The sequence below is a fragment of the Microbispora bryophytorum genome (assembly GCF_043197435.1).
GTDB classification, from domain to species: Bacteria; Actinomycetota; Actinomycetes; order Streptosporangiales; family Streptosporangiaceae; genus Microbispora; species Microbispora bryophytorum.
Genome location: NZ_JBICTF010000017.1, coordinates 18,047 through 35,447, shown reverse-complemented (window position 1 = coordinate 35,447; position 17,401 = coordinate 18,047). Strand labels below are relative to the sequence as shown.

General features: G+C 69.6%; 18 protein-coding genes. 4 read left to right on the top strand and 14 right to left on the bottom strand.

Annotated elements, in window-relative coordinates; translation table 11 throughout:
- Positions 1-37: 37 nt before the first annotated feature.
- The 6 genes from ACGFIB_RS36220 to ACGFIB_RS36195 all read right to left on the bottom strand — a co-directional run bounded on the left by ACGFIB_RS36220 (position 38) and on the right by ACGFIB_RS36195 (position 7,119).
- Positions 38-1,432 (bottom strand): NAD(P)/FAD-dependent oxidoreductase, encoded by a 1,395-nt coding sequence (locus ACGFIB_RS36220; RefSeq protein WP_393377942.1) that lies wholly within the window; start codon positions 1,430-1,432, stop codon positions 38-40.
- Positions 1,433-1,489: 57 nt separating this feature from the next.
- Complete coding sequence (locus ACGFIB_RS36215) at positions 1,490-2,275, bottom strand: ABC transporter permease (RefSeq protein ID WP_357252692.1); 786 nt, start codon at positions 2,273-2,275, stop codon at positions 1,490-1,492.
- Positions 2,272-3,135, bottom strand: coding sequence for an ABC transporter permease (locus ACGFIB_RS36210; RefSeq protein ID WP_142575788.1), 864 nt, complete (start codon positions 3,133-3,135; stop codon positions 2,272-2,274). The genes ACGFIB_RS36215 and ACGFIB_RS36210 overlap by 4 nt, the downstream gene beginning before the upstream one ends.
- Positions 3,132-4,391 carry a polyamine ABC transporter substrate-binding protein gene (locus ACGFIB_RS36205; RefSeq protein WP_357252695.1) on the bottom strand — a complete coding sequence of 420 codons (1,260 nt, stop codon included), beginning with the start codon at positions 4,389-4,391 and terminating at the stop codon, positions 3,132-3,134. The genes ACGFIB_RS36210 and ACGFIB_RS36205 overlap by 4 nt, the downstream gene beginning before the upstream one ends.
- 94 nt (positions 4,392-4,485) lie before the next feature.
- Complete coding sequence (locus ACGFIB_RS36200) at positions 4,486-5,634, bottom strand: ABC transporter ATP-binding protein (RefSeq protein ID WP_142575787.1); 1,149 nt, start codon at positions 5,632-5,634, stop codon at positions 4,486-4,488.
- 51 nt (positions 5,635-5,685) lie between these two features.
- Positions 5,686-7,119 carry a gamma-aminobutyraldehyde dehydrogenase gene (locus ACGFIB_RS36195; RefSeq protein WP_357252698.1) on the bottom strand — a complete coding sequence of 478 codons (1,434 nt, stop codon included), beginning with the start codon at positions 7,117-7,119 and terminating at the stop codon, positions 5,686-5,688.
- 222 nt (positions 7,120-7,341) lie between these two features.
- Between ACGFIB_RS36195 and ACGFIB_RS36190 the strand changes: the two genes are divergently transcribed.
- Positions 7,342-7,833: an Lrp/AsnC family transcriptional regulator gene (locus ACGFIB_RS36190; protein ID WP_142575785.1), complete on the top strand. Its 492-nt coding sequence runs from the start codon at positions 7,342-7,344 to the stop codon at positions 7,831-7,833.
- 41 nt (positions 7,834-7,874) lie between these two features.
- On the opposite strand, the gene ACGFIB_RS36185 is transcribed toward ACGFIB_RS36190, so the two are convergent.
- The 3 genes from ACGFIB_RS36185 to ACGFIB_RS36175 all read right to left on the bottom strand — a co-directional run bounded on the left by ACGFIB_RS36185 (position 7,875) and on the right by ACGFIB_RS36175 (position 10,195).
- Positions 7,875-8,528: a cyclase family protein gene (locus tag ACGFIB_RS36185; RefSeq protein ID WP_393377976.1), complete on the bottom strand. Its 654-nt coding sequence runs from the start codon at positions 8,526-8,528 to the stop codon at positions 7,875-7,877.
- 169 nt (positions 8,529-8,697) lie between these two features.
- Positions 8,698-9,528, bottom strand: a complete 831-nt coding sequence (locus ACGFIB_RS36180) for a nitrilase-related carbon-nitrogen hydrolase (RefSeq protein ID WP_393377938.1) — start codon at positions 9,526-9,528, stop codon at positions 8,698-8,700.
- 79 nt (positions 9,529-9,607) lie between these two features.
- Complete coding sequence (locus tag ACGFIB_RS36175; RefSeq protein ID WP_357252703.1) at positions 9,608-10,195, bottom strand: DivIVA domain-containing protein; 588 nt, start codon at positions 10,193-10,195, stop codon at positions 9,608-9,610.
- A gap of 126 nt (positions 10,196-10,321) precedes the next feature.
- Here ACGFIB_RS36175 and ACGFIB_RS36170 point away from each other — a divergent pair, with 126 nt between their 5' ends.
- Positions 10,322-11,128, top strand: a complete 807-nt coding sequence (locus ACGFIB_RS36170; RefSeq protein ID WP_357266130.1) for an ABC transporter ATP-binding protein — start codon at positions 10,322-10,324, stop codon at positions 11,126-11,128.
- On the top strand, positions 11,125-11,796 hold the full coding sequence (locus ACGFIB_RS36165) for a hypothetical protein (RefSeq protein WP_191055073.1): 672 nt from the start codon (positions 11,125-11,127) through the stop codon (positions 11,794-11,796). The genes ACGFIB_RS36170 and ACGFIB_RS36165 overlap by 4 nt, the downstream gene beginning before the upstream one ends.
- A gap of 11 nt (positions 11,797-11,807) precedes the next feature.
- Here the strand turns inward: ACGFIB_RS36165 and rlmN are convergent, their stop codons facing one another.
- On the bottom strand, positions 11,808-12,920 hold the full coding sequence (rlmN, locus tag ACGFIB_RS36160) for a 23S rRNA (adenine(2503)-C(2))-methyltransferase RlmN (protein ID WP_142575780.1): 1,113 nt from the start codon (positions 12,918-12,920) through the stop codon (positions 11,808-11,810).
- Positions 12,921-13,024: 104 nt separating this feature from the next.
- Between rlmN and ACGFIB_RS36155 the strand changes: the two genes are divergently transcribed.
- Entirely contained in the window at positions 13,025-14,059 is a 1,035-nt protein-coding gene (locus ACGFIB_RS36155; protein ID WP_393377935.1) for a suppressor of fused domain protein, read from the top strand.
- Positions 14,060-14,095: 36 nt separating this feature from the next.
- On the opposite strand, the gene ACGFIB_RS36150 is transcribed toward ACGFIB_RS36155, so the two are convergent.
- The 4 genes from ACGFIB_RS36150 to tsf all read right to left on the bottom strand — a co-directional run bounded on the left by ACGFIB_RS36150 (position 14,096) and on the right by tsf (position 17,355).
- Positions 14,096-15,025 carry a phosphatidate cytidylyltransferase gene (locus tag ACGFIB_RS36150; RefSeq protein WP_393377932.1) on the bottom strand — a complete coding sequence of 310 codons (930 nt, stop codon included), beginning with the start codon at positions 15,023-15,025 and terminating at the stop codon, positions 14,096-14,098.
- A 107-nt stretch (positions 15,026-15,132) separates the two neighbouring features.
- Entirely contained in the window at positions 15,133-15,690 is a 558-nt protein-coding gene (gene frr, locus ACGFIB_RS36145; RefSeq protein ID WP_191055071.1) for a ribosome recycling factor, read from the bottom strand.
- 9 nt (positions 15,691-15,699) lie between these two features.
- Complete coding sequence (pyrH, locus tag ACGFIB_RS36140) at positions 15,700-16,470, bottom strand: UMP kinase (RefSeq protein WP_030511713.1); 771 nt, start codon at positions 16,468-16,470, stop codon at positions 15,700-15,702.
- A 51-nt stretch (positions 16,471-16,521) separates the two neighbouring features.
- Positions 16,522-17,355, bottom strand: coding sequence for a translation elongation factor Ts (gene tsf, locus ACGFIB_RS36135; protein ID WP_357252714.1), 834 nt, complete (start codon positions 17,353-17,355; stop codon positions 16,522-16,524).
- Positions 17,356-17,401 lie beyond the last annotated feature (46 nt).

Here is a 17,401-nt window from a genome sequence, read left to right as displayed (position 1 = left end):
AACCCGGGCGGCGGGGCGGCGAGACGGCCCTTCCCCGTCAGGAGTCGAAGCCGACGCCGAAGGCGTCGAGGGTGCGCAGCCAGGCGTTGCGGCGGCCCTCGTGCTCGTCGGCCCGGGCGATGGCCCAGCGGGTGAGCTGGATGACGCCCGACCGCACCGGCTCCGGCGGGAAGGGCACCGGCTTGTGCCGCACCATGTGCAGGTCCGTACGCTCGGTCACCCGGCCCTGCAGCAGGTCGAGCATCACGTTCGCGCCGAACCGGGTGGCCCCCACGCCGAGGCCGGTGTATCCGGCGGCGTAGGCGAGGCGCGAGCCGTACGCGGTGCCGAAGAAGGCGCTGAACCGGCTGCAGGTGTCGATGATCCCGCCCCACCTGTGCGTGAAGCGCAGGCCGTGGAACTGCGGGAACGTCTCGAAGAAGTGCGTGGCGAGCTTCTCGAAGGTGGCGTCGCGCTGGTCGTACTCCTGCCGGACCAGGCCGCCGTTGTGGTAGACGGCGTCGTAGCCGCCCCACAGGATCCGGTTGTCGTCGGTCAGCCGGTAGTAGTGGAACCGGTTGGCCGAGTCGCCGACGCCCTGGCGGCCCCGCCAGCCGATCTCCGCCAGCAGGTCGTCCGGCACCGGCTCGGTCATCAGCACGTAGTCGTACACCGGCACGAGGAAGTGCCTGAGGCGGCGCAGCAGCGGCGGGAAGGCGCCGGTGCCGAGCGCCACCCGCCCGGCCCTGACCCGCCCCTTCGGGGTGTCCAGCTCCAGCACCAGGCCGTCGTCGTGCAGGGAGCGCACCGGCGTGTGCTCGAAGACGCGCACGCCGAGCCGCACGCAGACGTCGCGCAGCCCCCACGCCAGCCGCGCCGGGTCGACCATGGCGACGCCCTGCCGGTCCCACACGCCGCCGAGGTAGGTCGGAGAGTCCACCTCGGCCCGCACCTGCTCACGGTCGAGCCGCTCCAGCCGCACGCCGAGCGAGGCCGCACCGCTCACCTCCTCGTCGAGCCCCGGGAGCTGCCACTCCTCGGTGGCGACCCGCAGCTCGCCGGTCCGTTCGTAGGAGCAGTCGACGCCATATCGGGCAAGAGTGCTCTCGATCTCGTCGAGGTTCTCCCGGCCGAGCCGTTCCAGCGTCGCGATCTCCGCGGGCCAGCGGTCCTGGCCGTTGCCGAGCCCGTGGGTCAGGCTCGCCGCGCAGAACCCACCGTTGCGGCCGGAGGCGGCCCATCCGACCGCGCGGCCCTCCAGGAGGACCACGTCGAGCGAGGGGTCGCGCTCCTTGGCCATCAGGGCCGTCCACAGGCCGGTGAAGCCGCCGCCGACCACGGCCAGGTCCGCCGTGACGTCTCCCGTGAGCGGGGGCAGCGGCTCGGGCGCGATCGACCGGTCCAGCCAGTACGGCTTGCGCTCCGCGTCAGCGAGAGCTTTCTGCGGACTCACACATTTCACTTCCCCTCGAGATCCCGGGGATCTCACAGGTTCTCAATGGGTCCTACGTCAGGTCCGGCGTCGGGCCACGAGGGCGTTGGCCACGGCGATCAGCACGCCGGCCGCGAAGATCAGCGTGCCCATCACGTTGACCTGGGGCGGGATGCCCACGCGGGTGGCTCCCCAGATCCACAGCGGGAACGTCACCGTCCCGCCCGCGTTGAAGTTGGTGATCACGAAGTCGTCGATGGACAGCGCGAACGCCAGCATCGACCCGGCCAGCACACCCGGGAAGATCATCGGAAGGGTGACCAGGCGGAACGTGGTCCAGGTGCCGGCTCCGAGGTCTCTGGCGGCCTCCTCGAGCGAGCGGTCCAGCGTCATCACCCGGGCCCGCACGGTCACGGCCACGAACGAGATCGAGAACATGACGTGCGAGATCACGATCGTCCAGAAGCCCAGCGGCACGGCGAGGGTGACGAACAGCGAAAGCAGCGAGGCGCCCATGACGATCTCGGCGCAGGAGATGGCCGCGAACATGACGAGGTTCGTCGTCGCCGACCCGCGGAACCGGTAGCGGCCCAGCGCCAGGCCGATGAGCGAGCCGAGCACCCCCGCGATGATCATCGTCAGCACGGCGATGAGCAGCGAGTTCACCAACGCCTGGGTGAGGTCGCCGATCTCGAACAGCTTGCCGTACCACTTGAAGGTGAAGCCCTGCCAGGCGGTGTTGTACCGGCCGTGCGTGTCGTTGAACCCGAACAGGATCATGACCGCGATCGGCACGACCAGCCAGGCGATCACCAGCCAGGTGTAGATCTGGAGGCCGCGCCCCCTCAGCAGACCCTGCCTCATCGGGCCGCCACCTCCAGCACGTCCTCGGTGCCCAGCGCCCTGGCGTAGACGAAGATGCCGACGAGCAGCAGCGCCATCAGCGTGAACGACAGCGCCGAGGCCGTCGGGTAGTCCTGCGTGACCAGGTACTGGTTCTGGATGACGTTGCCGATCATGGTGGTGTTCGTGCCGCCGAGCACGGACGCGTTGACGTAGTCCGACGTCGCCGGCACGAACGTCATCAGCACGCCGGCGAAGACGCCGGGCAGCGACAGCGGGAGCACCACGCGCAGGAACGTCTGGAACCGGCTCGCGTAAAGGTCCTGCGCCGCCTCCAGGACGCGCGGGTCGATCCGCTCCAGCGCCACGTACATCGGCAGCACCATGAACGGCAGGAAGTTGTACGCGAGGCCGGCGATCACGGCGAACGGCGTGGCGAGGACGCGGAAGCCGTCCGGCAGCAGCCCGATGTCCTTGAGCGGGCCGAGCAGGATGCCGTTGTCCGACAGCAGGAACTGCCAGGAGATCGTCCGCAGCACGAACGACACCAGGAACGGCAGCAGCAGCAGGAACAGGTAGACCGACTTGCGGCTGCCGCCCTTGAACGCGATCCAGTACGCCACCGGGAACCCGATGGCGATCTGCAGCGCGGTCGAGGCCAGGCCGTAGAGCAGCGACCGGATGATCTGGTCGTGGTAGTTCGCCAGCCCGTCGGCGTACGAGTGCCAGTTGAAGGTGAAGGCGTAGCCGTCCTCGACGCTGCCCGACTGCAGCGACAGGGACAGCATGACGATCATCGGGACCACGAAGAAGATCGCGAGCCAGAGACCGCCCGGGAAGATCAGCGCGTACGGCGTGAGCGCCGCCCTGAGCCTGCTCATGAGGTGGTGATCGGCTGGAAGACGCTCTCGAACTTCTTGTGCTCCTCGCTGTTTCCGAGGGTCACGTAGGTGCGCAGCTTGGCGTAGTCCTCATCGCTGGGGAACACCAGCGGGCTCTCGGCGATCGTTTCGAGGGTCTTCCTGTCGGCCCCGGACGCCTTGGCCGCGTCGGCGACGATGGCGTCCTTCGCCGCCGGGACCGGGGTGACGTAGTTGATGTACTCTGCCAGGCTTCCCGCGATCGCGGGCTCGTAGAAGAAGTCGATCAGCGTGATCGCGTCGACCGGGTTGGCGGCGGTCTTCGGGATCATGAAGTTGTCGGTCCAGATCGTGGCGCCCTCCTCCGGGATCACGAACTTCAGGTCCGTGCCGTCGGAGATGTTCTTCTGGAAGATGTCGCCGGACCACGCCTGGCAGATCCAGATGTCGCCCTTGGCCAGCGGGTCAATGTACGACTGGTCGTAATATTTACGGACGATTCCGGAGTCACGCTGCTCCGTGAGCTTCGCGGCAGCCTTCTCCCAGTCGGCCGGTGTGGACGTGTCCGGGTCGACGCCGATCGCGAACAGCCCGAAGTTCGCGATCTCCTGGGAGTCGGAGAACATGCCGACCTTGCCCTTGTACTTCGGATCCCACAGCGCCGAGTAGCTCGTCGGCGGCGTGTCGACGTACTTCGGGTTGTAGGCGATGCCCGTCATGCCTGACGCCCACGGAACGGTGTAGACGTTGCCCGGGTCGAACGCCTCCTGCGTGTACCGCGGCCCGACGTTCTTCGTGAAGTTGGGCAGCCGGCCGTGGTCGAGCGGCACCAGGTAGCCGAGCTTGATGAGCTGGGTGAGCTGGATGCTGTTGGTGACGACCATCAGGTCGTAGTCAATCGACTGCCCCGCGGCGAGCTGCGGCTGGATCTTGGCGTACCAGCTCGTGGTCTCCTGGATGACCTCCTTGTAGGTCACCGAGATCCCCGTGCGCTTGGTGAACTCCTTGAGCTCGGGCTGCTTGGGGTCCATGTAGAGCGGCCAGTTGGCGAAGTCGACGTGGCCGTTCTTCGCCTTGCCCGACCAGTACTTCTCCACCTCGGACTCCACCTGGGCGGAGGAGGACGGCCTGGCCGTGCCCTTGCCCTGCACGCCGCAGGCCGCGAGGGCGAGCCCGGTGGCCGACAGGCCCGCGAGCCGGAAGGCGTCGCGCCTGCCGAGGCGGCGCTGGGTCATGCCGCGGAGGAGGGCGGCGTCCTGCCTGTATGGGTCGTTCATACGAGATCGTGCTCCGGGTTCGCTGTACCGGGTTCGCTGTACCGGGTTCGGGGATTCGTCGCGGGGATTCGACGGGAGGAGTTCACGCGGCGAGCTACCGCAGCGCGTAGGAGTGCCAGGACTGCCAGGAGAGCCAGACGGTGTCGCCGCGCTCGGCGGTGATCGTGCTGTCGTGGGCGTTCTGCTCGAACACCGTGATCTCGGCGCCGTCGCCGAGCGCCACGACGTAGCTGTTGGAGGTGCCGAGGTAGACGACCTCGGAGACCGTCCCCCGCACCACGCTGAGGTCGCCTTCCGGCCGGTCCTTGGCGATCTTGATCTTCTCCGGGCGGACCGTGAGGTCGACCGTGGCACCGGCCGCCAGTTCGCCGCCCGCGGGGACGAGGATCCGGTCGTTCGCACCGAGCGCGAGCACGGCCGTGTCGCCGACGACCTGCTGCACAGTGCCGCTCAGCAGGTTGGAGGTGCCGATGAACCCGGCCACGAACTTGCCGGCGGGCCGCTCGTAGATCTCCCGGGGTTCGGCGAGCTGCTCCACGAGGCCGTCGTTCATGACCGCGATGCGGTCGCTCATCGTCAGCGCCTCGCTCTGGTCGTGCGTCACGTAGACGAACGTGATGCCGACCTCGCGCTGGATGCGCTTGAGCTCGATCTGCATGGCCTGCCGGAGTTTGAGGTCGAGCGCGCCGAGCGGCTCGTCGAGCAGGAGCGCGCGGGGCCGGTTGACCAGGGCGCGGGCGAGCGCGACGCGCTGCTGCTGGCCTCCCGACATCTCCTTCGGCCGGCGCTTCTCCCGGCCGACGAGGTCCACGACCTCAAGGATCTCGCCGACGCGGCGTTTGATCTCCGCGTCGGCGACCTTCTTCCGCTTGAGCCCGAACGCGACGTTGTCCCAGACGTTCATGTGCGGGAACAGCGCGTAGGACTGGAACACCATGTTGATGTCACGCTTGTTCGGCGGGACGTTCGTGACGTCCTCCCCGTGGAGCCTGACGATCCCCTGGGTGGGGTCCTCGAACCCGGCGATCATCCGCATGCTGGTGGTCTTGCCGCAGCCCGAGGGGCCGAGGAGGGAGAAGAACTCCCCCTCCGTGATGGCGAGGCTCACGCCCTTGACCGCTCGTACGACCTCGCCGTGTGAGACGTACTCCTTGACCACGTTGTCGAGCTCGATGGCGGGCACGGCTCCTGATACGGGGGCAGCCGTGACGGCTGCCCCCGGGCCCGCCTGGATCTCTGTCATTCCAGGCTTATCCCTCTTTTTCGATAGGTGTCCGGCCGGGGCCGGCCGTACCTATTCGCCGATGTAGTGCATGACGTGCTTGACGCGGGTGTAGTCGTGCAGGCCGAAGACGGACAGGTCCTTGCCGTAGCCCGAATGCTTGAAGCCGCCGTGCGGCATCTCGGACACGAACGGGATGTGGGTGTTGACCCAGACGATGCCGAAGTCGAGCCGCTTGGACATCCGCATCGCGCGGCCGTGGTCGGAGGTCCACACCGAGCCGGACAGCCCGTAGCGGACGCCGTTGGCCTTGGCCAGCGCGTCGGCCTCGTCGGTGAACGTCTGAATGGTCATGACGGGACCGAAGATCTCGTCCTGAACCATCTCGTCGTCCTGCTTCAGCCCGTCCACGACGGTCGGGGCGAAGAAGAAGCCCTCGTCGCCGACGCGGGATCCGCCGGTGAGGACCTTCGCGTGCTCGGGGAGCCGCTGGAAGAAGCCCTCGACCCGGGCGAGCTGATCGGGGTTGTTCACCGGCCCGAAGTAGGCGTCCTCCACGTCGTGGCCGCCCAGCTTGGTGGCGGCGGCGGCCTCGGTCAGCGCCGCGGCGAACTCGTCGTGGATGCTCTCCTGCACGAGCACGCGGCAGGCGGCGGTGCAGTCCTGGCCGGCGTTGTAGAGGCCCGCCTCGGCGATCGCCCCGGCGACGGCCTTGATGTCCTTGACGTCCTCGAAGACCACGACCGGCGCCTTGCCGCCCAGCTCCAGGTGGACGCGCTTGAGGTCCTCGGCGGCGGTCCTGGCGACCGACATGCCCGCGCCGATCGAGCCGGTGATCGCGACCATGCTCGCGGCGGGGTGGCCGACGACCAGCGAGCCGGTCTCCCGGTCGCCGGTCACGACGTTGAAGACACCGGCCGGCAGGACGTCACCGAGGATCTCGGCCAGCTTCAGCGTGGAGGCCGGGGTGCTGTCGGACGGCTTGAGCACGATCGTGTTGCCCGCCGCGAGAGCGGGGGCGATCTTCCACACCGCCATCATCATCGGGTAGTTCCACGGCGTGACCTGACCGATGACACCGATAGGCTCATGCCGGATCATCGAAGTGTGGTCGGCGAGGAACTCACCGGCGGTTGGGCCCTCCAGGGTGCGGGCCGCACCGGCGAAGAACCGGAAGTGGTCGGCGGCCACCGGGGTCTCGTCCTCGGCCATGCGGGCACGGGGCTTTCCGGTGTTACGGCACTCGGCCTCGTTGATCTCGTCAGCGCGGGCATCGATCGCGTCGGCGACCTTCAGCAGCAGCGCCGCGCGCTCGCCAGGCGTCGTCTGGCCCCACGTCTCGAAGGCGGCCGTCGCGGCGGCGTACGCGGCGTCGACGTCCTCCTGGCCCGACACCGGCGCCTGGGCGTAGGCCTTCCCCGTCGTAGGGTCTACGACGTCGGAGAAACGGCCGCTCGCAGCGTCGACGAACTTCCCGTTCACGAAGTTCTGGAAACGGGTGGTCACCGTTGACCTCCTGTTGGTGGCTGAGTTGTCGCGACTCTGGCAGAGGAAAGAGCCAACGACAAGGGATTTCGTCGCTAAGATACCAAATTGCTACGGAATCGCTTGACGCAAGCCATGGAGCTGACAACATGTCAGACCACAATCGCAACATGTCAAAAACGCTGCCGTAACGCCAGGTCGCTACGGCGATCGAAGCCCGCCAAGAGAGGACACCCCCCGAGGATGACGACTCCGCCTAAGGCTCGCGCGGCTGCCGTGAAGGGTGGGCCGGTGGTGCTCGACGAGATCTCCAAGCAGATCATCGAGCAGCTTCAGATGGACGGGCGAAAGCCGTACGCCGCCATCGGGAAGGCGGTGGGGCTGTCGGAGGCCGCCGTGCGCCAGCGCGTGCAGCGCCTTCTCGACCTCGGTGTCATGCAGATCGTCGCCGTCACCGACCCGCTCACCCTGGGCTTCCCCCGCCAGGCCATGATCGGCATCAAGTGTGAGGGCGACCTGGAGCGGGTCGCCGACGAACTGTCGCAGATCCCCGAGATCGACTACGTGGTGCTCACGGCCGGCTCGGTCGACATCATGGTCGAGGTGGTCTGCGAGGGCGACACCCATCTGCTCGAGATCCTGGGGAAGATCAGGGCGATCTCCAGCGTGCGCGCGACCGAGACGTTCGTCTACCTCAAGCTGCACAAGCAGACCTACTCCTGGGGCACCCACTGATCTGACCCGCCGCGCCCAGCCGTCCGGCCCGTCCGCGCCGATCAGCCGATCCGGGCGACGGCGCGTACGGGAGACCCGTCGGCGGCGTGGAGACGCAGCGGCAGCAGGGAGACCTCGATCGGACGGCCGGCGGCCTGGGCCTCCAGGAGCGGGCCGAGGCCGCGCAGGTTCTCCGCGATGACGGCGTGCGCCCCGCACAGCACGCGATGCGCCGGCAGATCGGCGGGAGCCGGGGTGGGGTCGACGCTGAGCGCGTCGACGCCCACGGTCCGCACGCCCGAGGCGACGATCCGGCGCGCGGTCTCCGCCTCCATGAAGGGGTGGGCCAGGTAATCGGGCGTGTCCCAGTGCTCGTCCCAGCCCGTCGCGACCAGCAGGACGGTCCCCGGGCCCAGCCGCGCGGCCACCGTGCCGAGCATCGCAGGGGTGATCGGCGCGCGCGGCGGCAGGCCCCGGACGTCGAGGACCGCCGCCGGGCCGAGGAACCGCTCCAGCGGCAGGGCGTCGAGCGTGGGCAGCGCGTCGTCGATGTGACAGGGCGCGTCCACGTGCGTGCCGGACTGCGACCCGAGGTGCAGGCCGAGGACGTTCACGCCGTCGGCCGCCACCGTGAGAGCCGGAGCGATCCGCACCTCCGGATCTCCCGGATAGACGGGCATGCCGCTCACCACCGGCACCGACAGGTCGACGATCATGCGCTTCACCGGGCCTTTCCGAGCGCGAGCAGGCCGATCAGATCGTAGGCCACACCGGGGACGAGCCCAGCCCGCCGAGAGCCCAGCCTGCCAAGAGCTCCCCGGCCGGTCGAGGCCCCGGCCGGTCAAGCCCGCGGGTCGGTCGAGCCCCCGGGTCGGTTGAGGAGGGTCAGCGCGTCCGCGACATCCCGTACAGATCCGTTCGTCGGTCGCCATGGACGTCGTTGCGCGGGCCGGTGGCCTTGTCCCTGGCCGCGACCAGGTCGCAGTCGGCCACCAGCACGGCGGGGCCGTCCCTGAGCACGGGCCCCGCCAGCGGGTAACCGTCCGGCCCGAAGACCGAGGTGCCGCACACCCAGCCCACACCGCGCTCGGCGGCGCAGCGGTCGGCCACGGCGACGAACATGCGGTTGGCGGCGGCGGCCACCTGGGCGTGCGCGAGCAGCACCGAGCGTTCCCCGGCCGGGACGGGCGAGACCGGCCAGTTGGTGGAGACGGCGAGCAGGTCGGCCCCGGCCAGGCCCACCGCCCGCACCCATTCGGGGAACTCCAGGTCGTAGCACACCATCATGGCGATCCGGCCGAGTGCGGTGTCCACCACGGGAGCGGCGGCGTCGCCGGGCGCGAACACGTCCTGCTCGTCGTGCCACAGGTGGACCTTGCGGTAGACGGCCCTGGTCCCGGTGGAGTCGACCATGACCTGGCTGTTGCGCAGGACGCCGTCCGCCATCTCGCAGAACCCGCCCACGATGACCAGGTCGTGGTCCTTGGCCAGCCGCCCCCACTCCGTGACGGTCGGGCCGTCGGCGGGCTCCGCCAGGTCCCCGGCCTCCTCGGCGCCGGTGAAGACGTATCCGCTGTTGACCAGCTCGGGCAGCACGACCAGGCGGGCCCCGGCCGCGGCGGCCTCGGCGACGGCCTCCGCGGCGGCGGCGCGGTTCGCCTTCGGCTCGCCCACGCGCAGCGGAAGCTGGGCCACGGCGACCCGCGTCAGTGTCATACGTTCCTCCACGGGAGCGCGAGATCGCTTGAGTGTGCCCGATTCCCCCGCATCAGGACAATCGGCGCAGGCGCCGAGGTCAGGGACGGCGCTCCAGCACATTCGCCATCTCGGCCAGGAAGCCGTCCACCTCCTGGATCGCGTAGCCGGGCCGGAACACGACGGTCGCGAACGTGGCCCTCCTGACCTGCTCCGCCGTCAACGGCTCGGCCGCGGTCCCGCGCAGCGTCGCCACCACCCGGTCGAGGAACGCGTCGACCTCCTCCTCGCGGTAGCCCATGCCGAGCCGCCCCGGGCGGAAGGCCACGCGCTCCACCCGGGCCGCCTGCGTCTCCAGCCAGGGCTCCGCGGCGCCGGCGGCCTTCGCGGGGGCCGGGTCCTGACGCGTCCGCTCCTCGGCACGCGTACGGAGGGACGGAGCCGCCGCGGTCCGGGCGGCGGGCGCCTCGACCGCCACGATGAACGCGTCGAGCGCGAAGTCCACCGCCGTCTCGTTGTACCCCCCGAGTTTGACGGCGAATTTCGCGTTCCTTATCTCGTCGCCGGTCACCGGTGGCCCGTCGAGCGGGCCGAGCCCGAGTGTCCGCTCGATCCTGCGCACGAAGTCGTCGACCTGTCCGGGGTCATAGCCCAGGCGCACGGCCATGACACGGGGAAAGCGGTTCACCTCCCACCTCCCTGCCTGTTCCCGACGCCCGTCCATTTTGATGGGAGTCCCGTCAGAAAGGCGAGACCCAAAGATCGTTCGATATTCGTACGACGGGGAGGAACATCCCGATAAGCTCAAAAAACTATGCGGATCGCCAGTCTCTCCTTCCGATATGGACGGCACGACCCCTGGATCCTGTCCGACGCCGGCCTGGTCCTCGACGCGGGGGACGTGGTCGAGGTCACCGGGCCCAACGGCACCGGCAAGTCGACCCTCCTGCGACTGGTCGCCGGGCTGCTCAGGCCCGTACGCGGAAGCATCGAGGAGCGTCCCAGGGTCGTCGGGTACGCCCCCGAACGGTTCCCCTCCGACCAGCCGTTCACCGTGGCGTCCTACCTGCGGCACATGGCGGCGGTCCGGAGGGTGAGCACGGAGTCGATCGGCAGGTGGAGCGAGCGGCTCGGCATGGACCACCTGCTCGGGCAGCGCCTGCCCGATCTGTCCAAGGGCAGCGCGCACAAGGTGGGGCTCGCGCAGGCGCTGCTCGCCGAGCCGGGGCTGCTCGTGCTCGACGAGCCCTTCGCCGGTCTCGACGCCGCCACCCGGGCCGAACTGCCCAGGATCATCGGGGAGGTCGGCGCGCGCGGCGGGATCGTCGTGGTCAGCGACCACCAGGGTGATCTGCGCGCCTTTCCCGGCCTGCGCCGCTGCGAGGTCCGCGACGGTGCCGTACGGGAACTCGAACCGGTCGAGGAGGCCGGCGAGACGGCCCTGACCGTGCTGGAGGTGGCGGTGGCCGCGTCGAGGGCCTCTGACCTGGCCGATCGCCTGCGCGCCGAGGGCTGCGCGGTGAATATCACCGGCCACACCACGGGGCATATCACCGGGCACACCACGGGGCATACCGCCGGGCGCACCACGGCCCGCGTCGCCGGGGAGGCCGCCGAATGACACCGGTGATCGCGCTGGCGAGGTTCCGCCTGACCGGGTACGTCGCGTCGCACCGGGCGCTGCAACCGCTGCTGGCGCTGCTGGCGCTGCTGGCGGTCCTCTACGCCGGCGCCATTCCCGCCGGTCAGGAGATCGGGGCCACCGCGGACTCGGCGGCCATGCTCGTGCCGGTGCTCGCCTGGGCCGCGCGTGGCCTGCTCGACACCGAACCCGACGAGCAGCGCAGCGTCGCCCTGTCCGCGCTGGGGCCGAGGGAGCTGGTGAGCGGCCTCCTGGCGGCGTTCGCGTCGCTGCTCGTCCTGGCCGCGATCGCCGAGACCGCGCTGCTCTTCCGCCTCGCCGGCTCCCCCACCCTCACCGTGCTCCTGACCGGGGTGTGGCTGCACCTGCTGTCCGCGACGGCGGGGCTCACGCTCGGCGCGCTGACCAGCCGCCCGATCCTGCCCTCTCCCGCGGTCTCCACGATCGCCCTGATCCTGGGCTACCTGTCCATGCTGGTGCTCAGCATGGCCGGGGCGCGCTGGCTCACCGTGCCGGTCATGGCTTGGATGCGGGACGCCCATCACGATGCGCTGCTGTCCGGGCTCCCCCTGCTCACGGTGCAGTCGCTGCTGTGGCCCGCGATCGGCCTGGCGGCCTACACGTGGCTGCGTCGCACGCGGCCCTAGATCGCTGCCGGTTACTGGGGCGCCGCGGCGAGCTGCCCGCACGCCCCGTCGATCTCCCGCCCCCGGGTGTCCCGGACGGTGACGGCGACGCCGTGGAACTCCAGACGGCGGACGAACGCCCGCTCGTCCTCGGGACGTGACGCGGTCCACTTCGAGCCGGGCGTGGGGTTGAGCGGGATCAGATTGACGTGCACGAGCTTGCCCTTGAGCAGGCGGCCGAGCAGGTCGGCCCGCCACTCCTGGTCGTTGATGTCCTTGATCAGGGCGTACTCGATGGACACGCGACGCTTGGTCTTGGCCGCGTAGCTCCAGGCCGCGTCGAGCACCTCGGCGACCTTCCACCGGGTGTTGATCGGCACGAGCGTGTCCCTGAGCTCGTCGTCCGGGGCGTGCAGGGAGACGGCGAGCGTCACCGGCAGGCCCTCGTCGGCGAGCTTGCCGATCGCCGGCACCAGGCCGACCGTCGACACCGTCACGCCGCGCGCCGAGATGCCCAGGCCCTCCGGCGCGGGGTCGACCAGGCGGCGGACGGCCCCGATGACGGCCTTGTAGTTGGCCATCGGCTCGCCCATGCCCATGAAGACCACGTTGGTCACCCGTCCGGGCCCGCCCGGGACCTCGCCGCGGGCCAGCTCCCGCGCACCCGCGACGACCTGCTCGACGATCTCGGCGGTGGACATGTTGCGGGTGAGCCCGGCCTGGCCCGTCGCGCAGAACGGGCAGTTCATGCCGCATCCGGCCTGGGAGGAGACGCACATGGTGACGCGGTCGGGGTAACGCATCAGGACCGACTCGACCAGCGAGCCGTCGAACAGCTTCCACAGCGTCTTGCGCGTCATGCCGTCGTCGCAGGTGATCTCGCGTACGGAGGTCAGCAGCGGGGGCATGAGCTGCTCGACCAACCGCTCGCGCAGCGGGCCCGGCAGGTCGGTCATCTGCTCGGGAGAGCCGGTCAGCCGGGTGAAGTAGTGGCGGGAGAGCTGGTCGGCGCGGAACGGCTTCTCCCCCAGCTCCGCCACCGCCGCCCTGCGTTCGGCCATGGTCAGGTCGGCAAGGTGGCGCTGCGGCTTGGCCCGGCGAGGCGCCACGAAGGTCAGCTGCCCGGTCTTCGGCTGCTCGCTCACGCAAAACCCTTTCCATCATCCGCGGCCATGGTCTTAACGACGGGCGCATGCGGCTTTACATTCTGTCTGGCGGTCGAATCCCGGAGGCGTACGAGAGGTGAGGTGTGGACACCACTGTCGTGCTCAGCAGCACCAACCCCTACGGGAGCCGCACACTGACGATCGAAGCCGACCGGACCTCTTCCGTAGCTTACCTTCGTGACGCGAAGGGGATCGTCCACGGAGCGGTCTGGCTGGCCAACCACGTCCCCGCGCCCGCCGGGGCCGACGCCGGCCGGGCAGACGCCGGGCTGCCGCCGGTGATGCCCGAGGCGCACACCGCGCACCCCTCCGGCAGGCCGCCCCTGGACGCGGAGTCGCTGTCGGTGCTCTGGTTCGAGGAGGGCGACGGCGTCGCCCTGTACGAGAACGACACCCTCCTGGCGGTCATTCCGGCGTGGGCCGACCTGGAGCGCGGCATGCCCGGGTACGCGCGGGACGCCGTCGGGGAGTCGCCGTTCGCCTGGCCGCTCGGCGAGGCGCTGGAGGGCCTGTCCCCCCGGGTGGCCAAGGCCCGCGCGTACTGGCAGTGGCGGCAGGCGGAGGGCAGCTGGGCCACCTATCAGCAGTTCGTACTCGGCCACCTGGACAGCAGGCTCGGGACGCCCGGCCGTTACTGGGACGTCAGCGGCGACCGGTTCCCCCTGGTGGGCGTCAGCGAGCGCCCGCCCACGTTCACGCGGGACTACACGGTGCTGTCCACGGTCGGCATGAGCTGCCAGCGGATGCCCGCCGCGGAGATGTACGACACGGCGTGCCGGGTGGAACTGGCGCTGGCGACCAGGCAGGATCCGAGGGTCGCCGCACGGCTGTTCGCCTGGCTCGGGCAGTATCCGTGGCGGTCGGTGACATGGCTGGGGCACGGGCACACGGCCCGCTGGTTCCAGAACCCGGTCACGTTCCCGTTGGACGGCGGGCACCAGGGGGTGCTCATGCTGACGGACCCGCCCGGACTGCCGGACATGTCGGGATTCACGTTCGGCGGTGACGCCGTACGGTGGCTGTGGCTGCTTCCGCTCACCGAGTCCGAGCTCCGCCTCGTGGCCGATCACGGACATCGCGCGATCAGCGAGCGGTTGGCGATGACCAGCCGGATCTGACGCGCCGGGCGCCCGGCCGAGGCCCGGGCCGGCCGGTCAGGCGACCGGGACCAGGAGCGTGAGCAGCAGCCACACGGGAACGAGCGTGAACAGCAGCGAGTCGAGGCGGTCCATGGCCCCGCCGTGCCCCGGCAGCAGCGTGCCCATGTCCTTGATGCCGATGTCACGCTTGATCACCGACTCGACGAGGTCGCCGAGCGTCGCGCACACGACTCCCGCCAGGCCGACGACGGCGCCTTCCCAGTACTCTCCCTGCAGCAGGAAGTGGACCAGTAATCCACCGCCCACCACGCAGGCGAGGGTGGACCCGGCGAAGCCCTCCCAGGTCTTCTTCGGGCTGATGAGCGGCGACATCCGATGCTTGCCGAAGAAGATCCCTGCGAAGTATCCCCCGACGTCGCTGCAGACGGTGACCGCGATGAAGACGATCACGCGATCCGGCCCGTCCTCGGGAGCCAGCAGCAGCGGCACGAACCCCGCGAGCAGCGCCGGATAGACCGCGACGAACATCGCGGCGGTCGCGTCCCGGACGAAGCCCTCGGCTCCCTGGAACATGCGCCAGGTCAGCAGCACCATCACGGTCACGCCGAACGCGCCGACCAGGAACGACGTGCCGCCCCAGTAGGGTCCGACCACCATGGCCGCCATGCCGACCAGCAGGGGCGCCAGCGGCACCCGGATGCCGAACCCGCCGAACGCCTTGACGATCTCGTGGATGCCGACGCCGACGGCCAGCAGGACCACGACAAGGAAGGCGACCTTTACAAAGTAGAGCGAGCCGATGACCGCCGCGCCGAGCGCGACGCCGACCCCCACCGCCGCCGGGAGGTTGCGACCCGTCCGGCCCGTACGGCCCGGGGGCCTGGCGGCGTCGCCGGGCGTGCCGCCCTGAGCGCCGGTGCCCGCCGGATCCGCATCGGAGGGTCCCGCCGGGTTCCGGTCGCCGGCGGCAGCAGTTCCGTCCACAGCGTCCCACTCTCTATATGCGCGTGATCCTTGCGCCGCCCCGCCTCTCGCGGTGCGGCACAAGGATCACGGTCGTGCCGTACGGCCCGCTTTTCCGGGCCGCGACGTCAGACCTCGAGCAGCTCGGCTTCCTTGTGTTTCAGCAGCTCGTCGATCTTCGCGACGTGCTTCTGGGTGAGGTCGTCGAGCTCCTTGACCGCACGATGGACCTCGTCCTCGCCGGCCTCGCCGTCCTTGACGAGCCGGTCGAGGGTCTCCTTGGCGTGCCGGCGGATGTTCCGTACGGACACCCGGCCGTGCTCCGCCTTGTTGCGGGCGACCTTGATGTACTCCTTGCGGCGCTCCTCCGACAGCTCGGGGAACACCACGCGGATCACGGTGCCGTCGTTGCTCGGGTTCACGCCGAGGTCGCTGTCGCGGATGGCCCTCTCGACCGCGTTCAGCGAGCCCTTGTCGTACGGCTGCACGAGCACCATGCGCGCCTCGGGGACGTGGAACGACGCGAGCTGCTGGATCGGCGTCAGCGACCCGTAGTAGTCAACATTGATCTTGTTGAACATCGATGGCGTCACACGGCCGGTGCGGATGCTCGCGAAGTCGTCCTTGGCGACCGTTACCGCCTTGTCCATCTTCTCCTCGGCCTCGAGGAGGGTTTCGTCGATCACTGCGGCTCCCTACTTCCCTGCCGGACTCACCAGCGTGCCGATCTTCTCACCACGAACCGCCCGGAGGATGTTGCCCTCGCCCATGAGATCGAAGACCACGATGGGCAGGCCGTTGTCCATGCACAGGCTGATCGCGGTGGCGTCCATGACCCCGAGACCCCGCGTCAGCACCTCACCGTAATCAAGCTGGTCGAATCGGACCGCGTCGGGGTTCTTGCGCGGGTCCGAGTCGTACACGCCGTCGACCTGGGTGCCCTTGAGCAACGCCTCGGCGCCGATCTCCAGCGCGCGCTGCGCGGCGCAGGTGTCGGTCGAGAAGAACGGCGAGCCGAGCCCGGCGCCGAAGATGACCACGCGGCCCTTCTCCAGGTGGCGGATCGCGCGGCGCGGCAGGAACGGCTCGGCCACCTGCTGCATCGTGATCGCGGTCTGCACACGTGTGTCGATGCCGCGCTTCTCCAGGAAGTCCTGCAGGGCGAGACAGTTGATGACGGTGCCGAGCATGCCCATGTAGTCGGCCCGGGCGCGGTCCATGCCGCCCTGCGACAGGGCGGCGCCGCGGAACATGTTGCCGCCGCCGACGACGACCGCCACCTGCACGCCCTCACGGACCGCTTCGGCGACCGAGTCCGCCAGCTGGGCGACGACACGCGGGTCGATCCCGAGGGACTCGCCGCCCGCGAACGCCTCCCCCGACAGCTTCAGCATCACCCGCTTCCAGCGCAGCGGCCCGTCGTACGACGAAGCCGCCGGCGTGGCGGGTCTGGTGTTCTCCTGCACGGCGGCGGCCTCCTCGATGTAGCGCTGGTCGAAAAGCTCCTGGCTGTAAGCCTAAGCCTGGCCGACCTTGTAGCGGGTGAAGGCCAGGACCTTGACGCCGGCCTCGTCCGCGACCTTCGCGATCGTCTTCTTGTTGTCCTTCACGAACGCCTGCTCCAGCAGGGTGAAGTCCTTGTACCAGCCGTTGACCCGACCGTCGACGATCTTCGGGATGGCGGCCTCGGGCTTGCCCTCCTCGCGGGTCATCTGCTCGAACAGCGACCGCTCCTTCTCGATGACCTCGGCGGGCACCTCGGCGGGGCTGAGGTACTTGGGCGCCATCGCGGCGGCGTGCTGGGCGATGTCCTTGGCGACCTCGGCGTTCGGCGTGTCGAGCTGCACGAGCACGCCCACGGCCGGCGGGAGCTGCGGGTCGGTCTTGTGCATGTAGGAGGTGATGAAGCCACCCTCCAGCAGCGCGAACCGGCGGATCTCGACCTTCTCGCCGAGCGCCGCGTTGGCCATGTCGAGCAGCTCCTTGACGCTCTTGCCGTTCAGCTCGGACTCGAGCAGGGTCGGCACGTCCGCGGGCTTGGTCGCGACGATGTGCCCGACGATGTCGGCGGCGAGCTCCTGGAACCGCTCGTTCTTGGCGACGAAGTCGGTCTCGCAGTTGAGCTCAAGCAGCGCCGCGAGGGAGTCGCCCTCGTGCTTGACGGCGACCAGGCCGTTCGACGCGGTGCGGGCCTCGCGCTTGCCGACGTCCTTGGCGCCCTTCAGGCGCAGGATGTCGACGGCCTTGTCCAAGTCGCCCTCGGACTCCTCGAGCGCCTTCTTGCAGTCCATCATGCCGGCGGCGGTCAGCTCGCGAAGCCGCTTGACGTCGGCCATGTTTACGGAAGCCATTGTCCAATTCCTCTTCGGGACCCGGATGCGAATCGTCTGGGGGGTG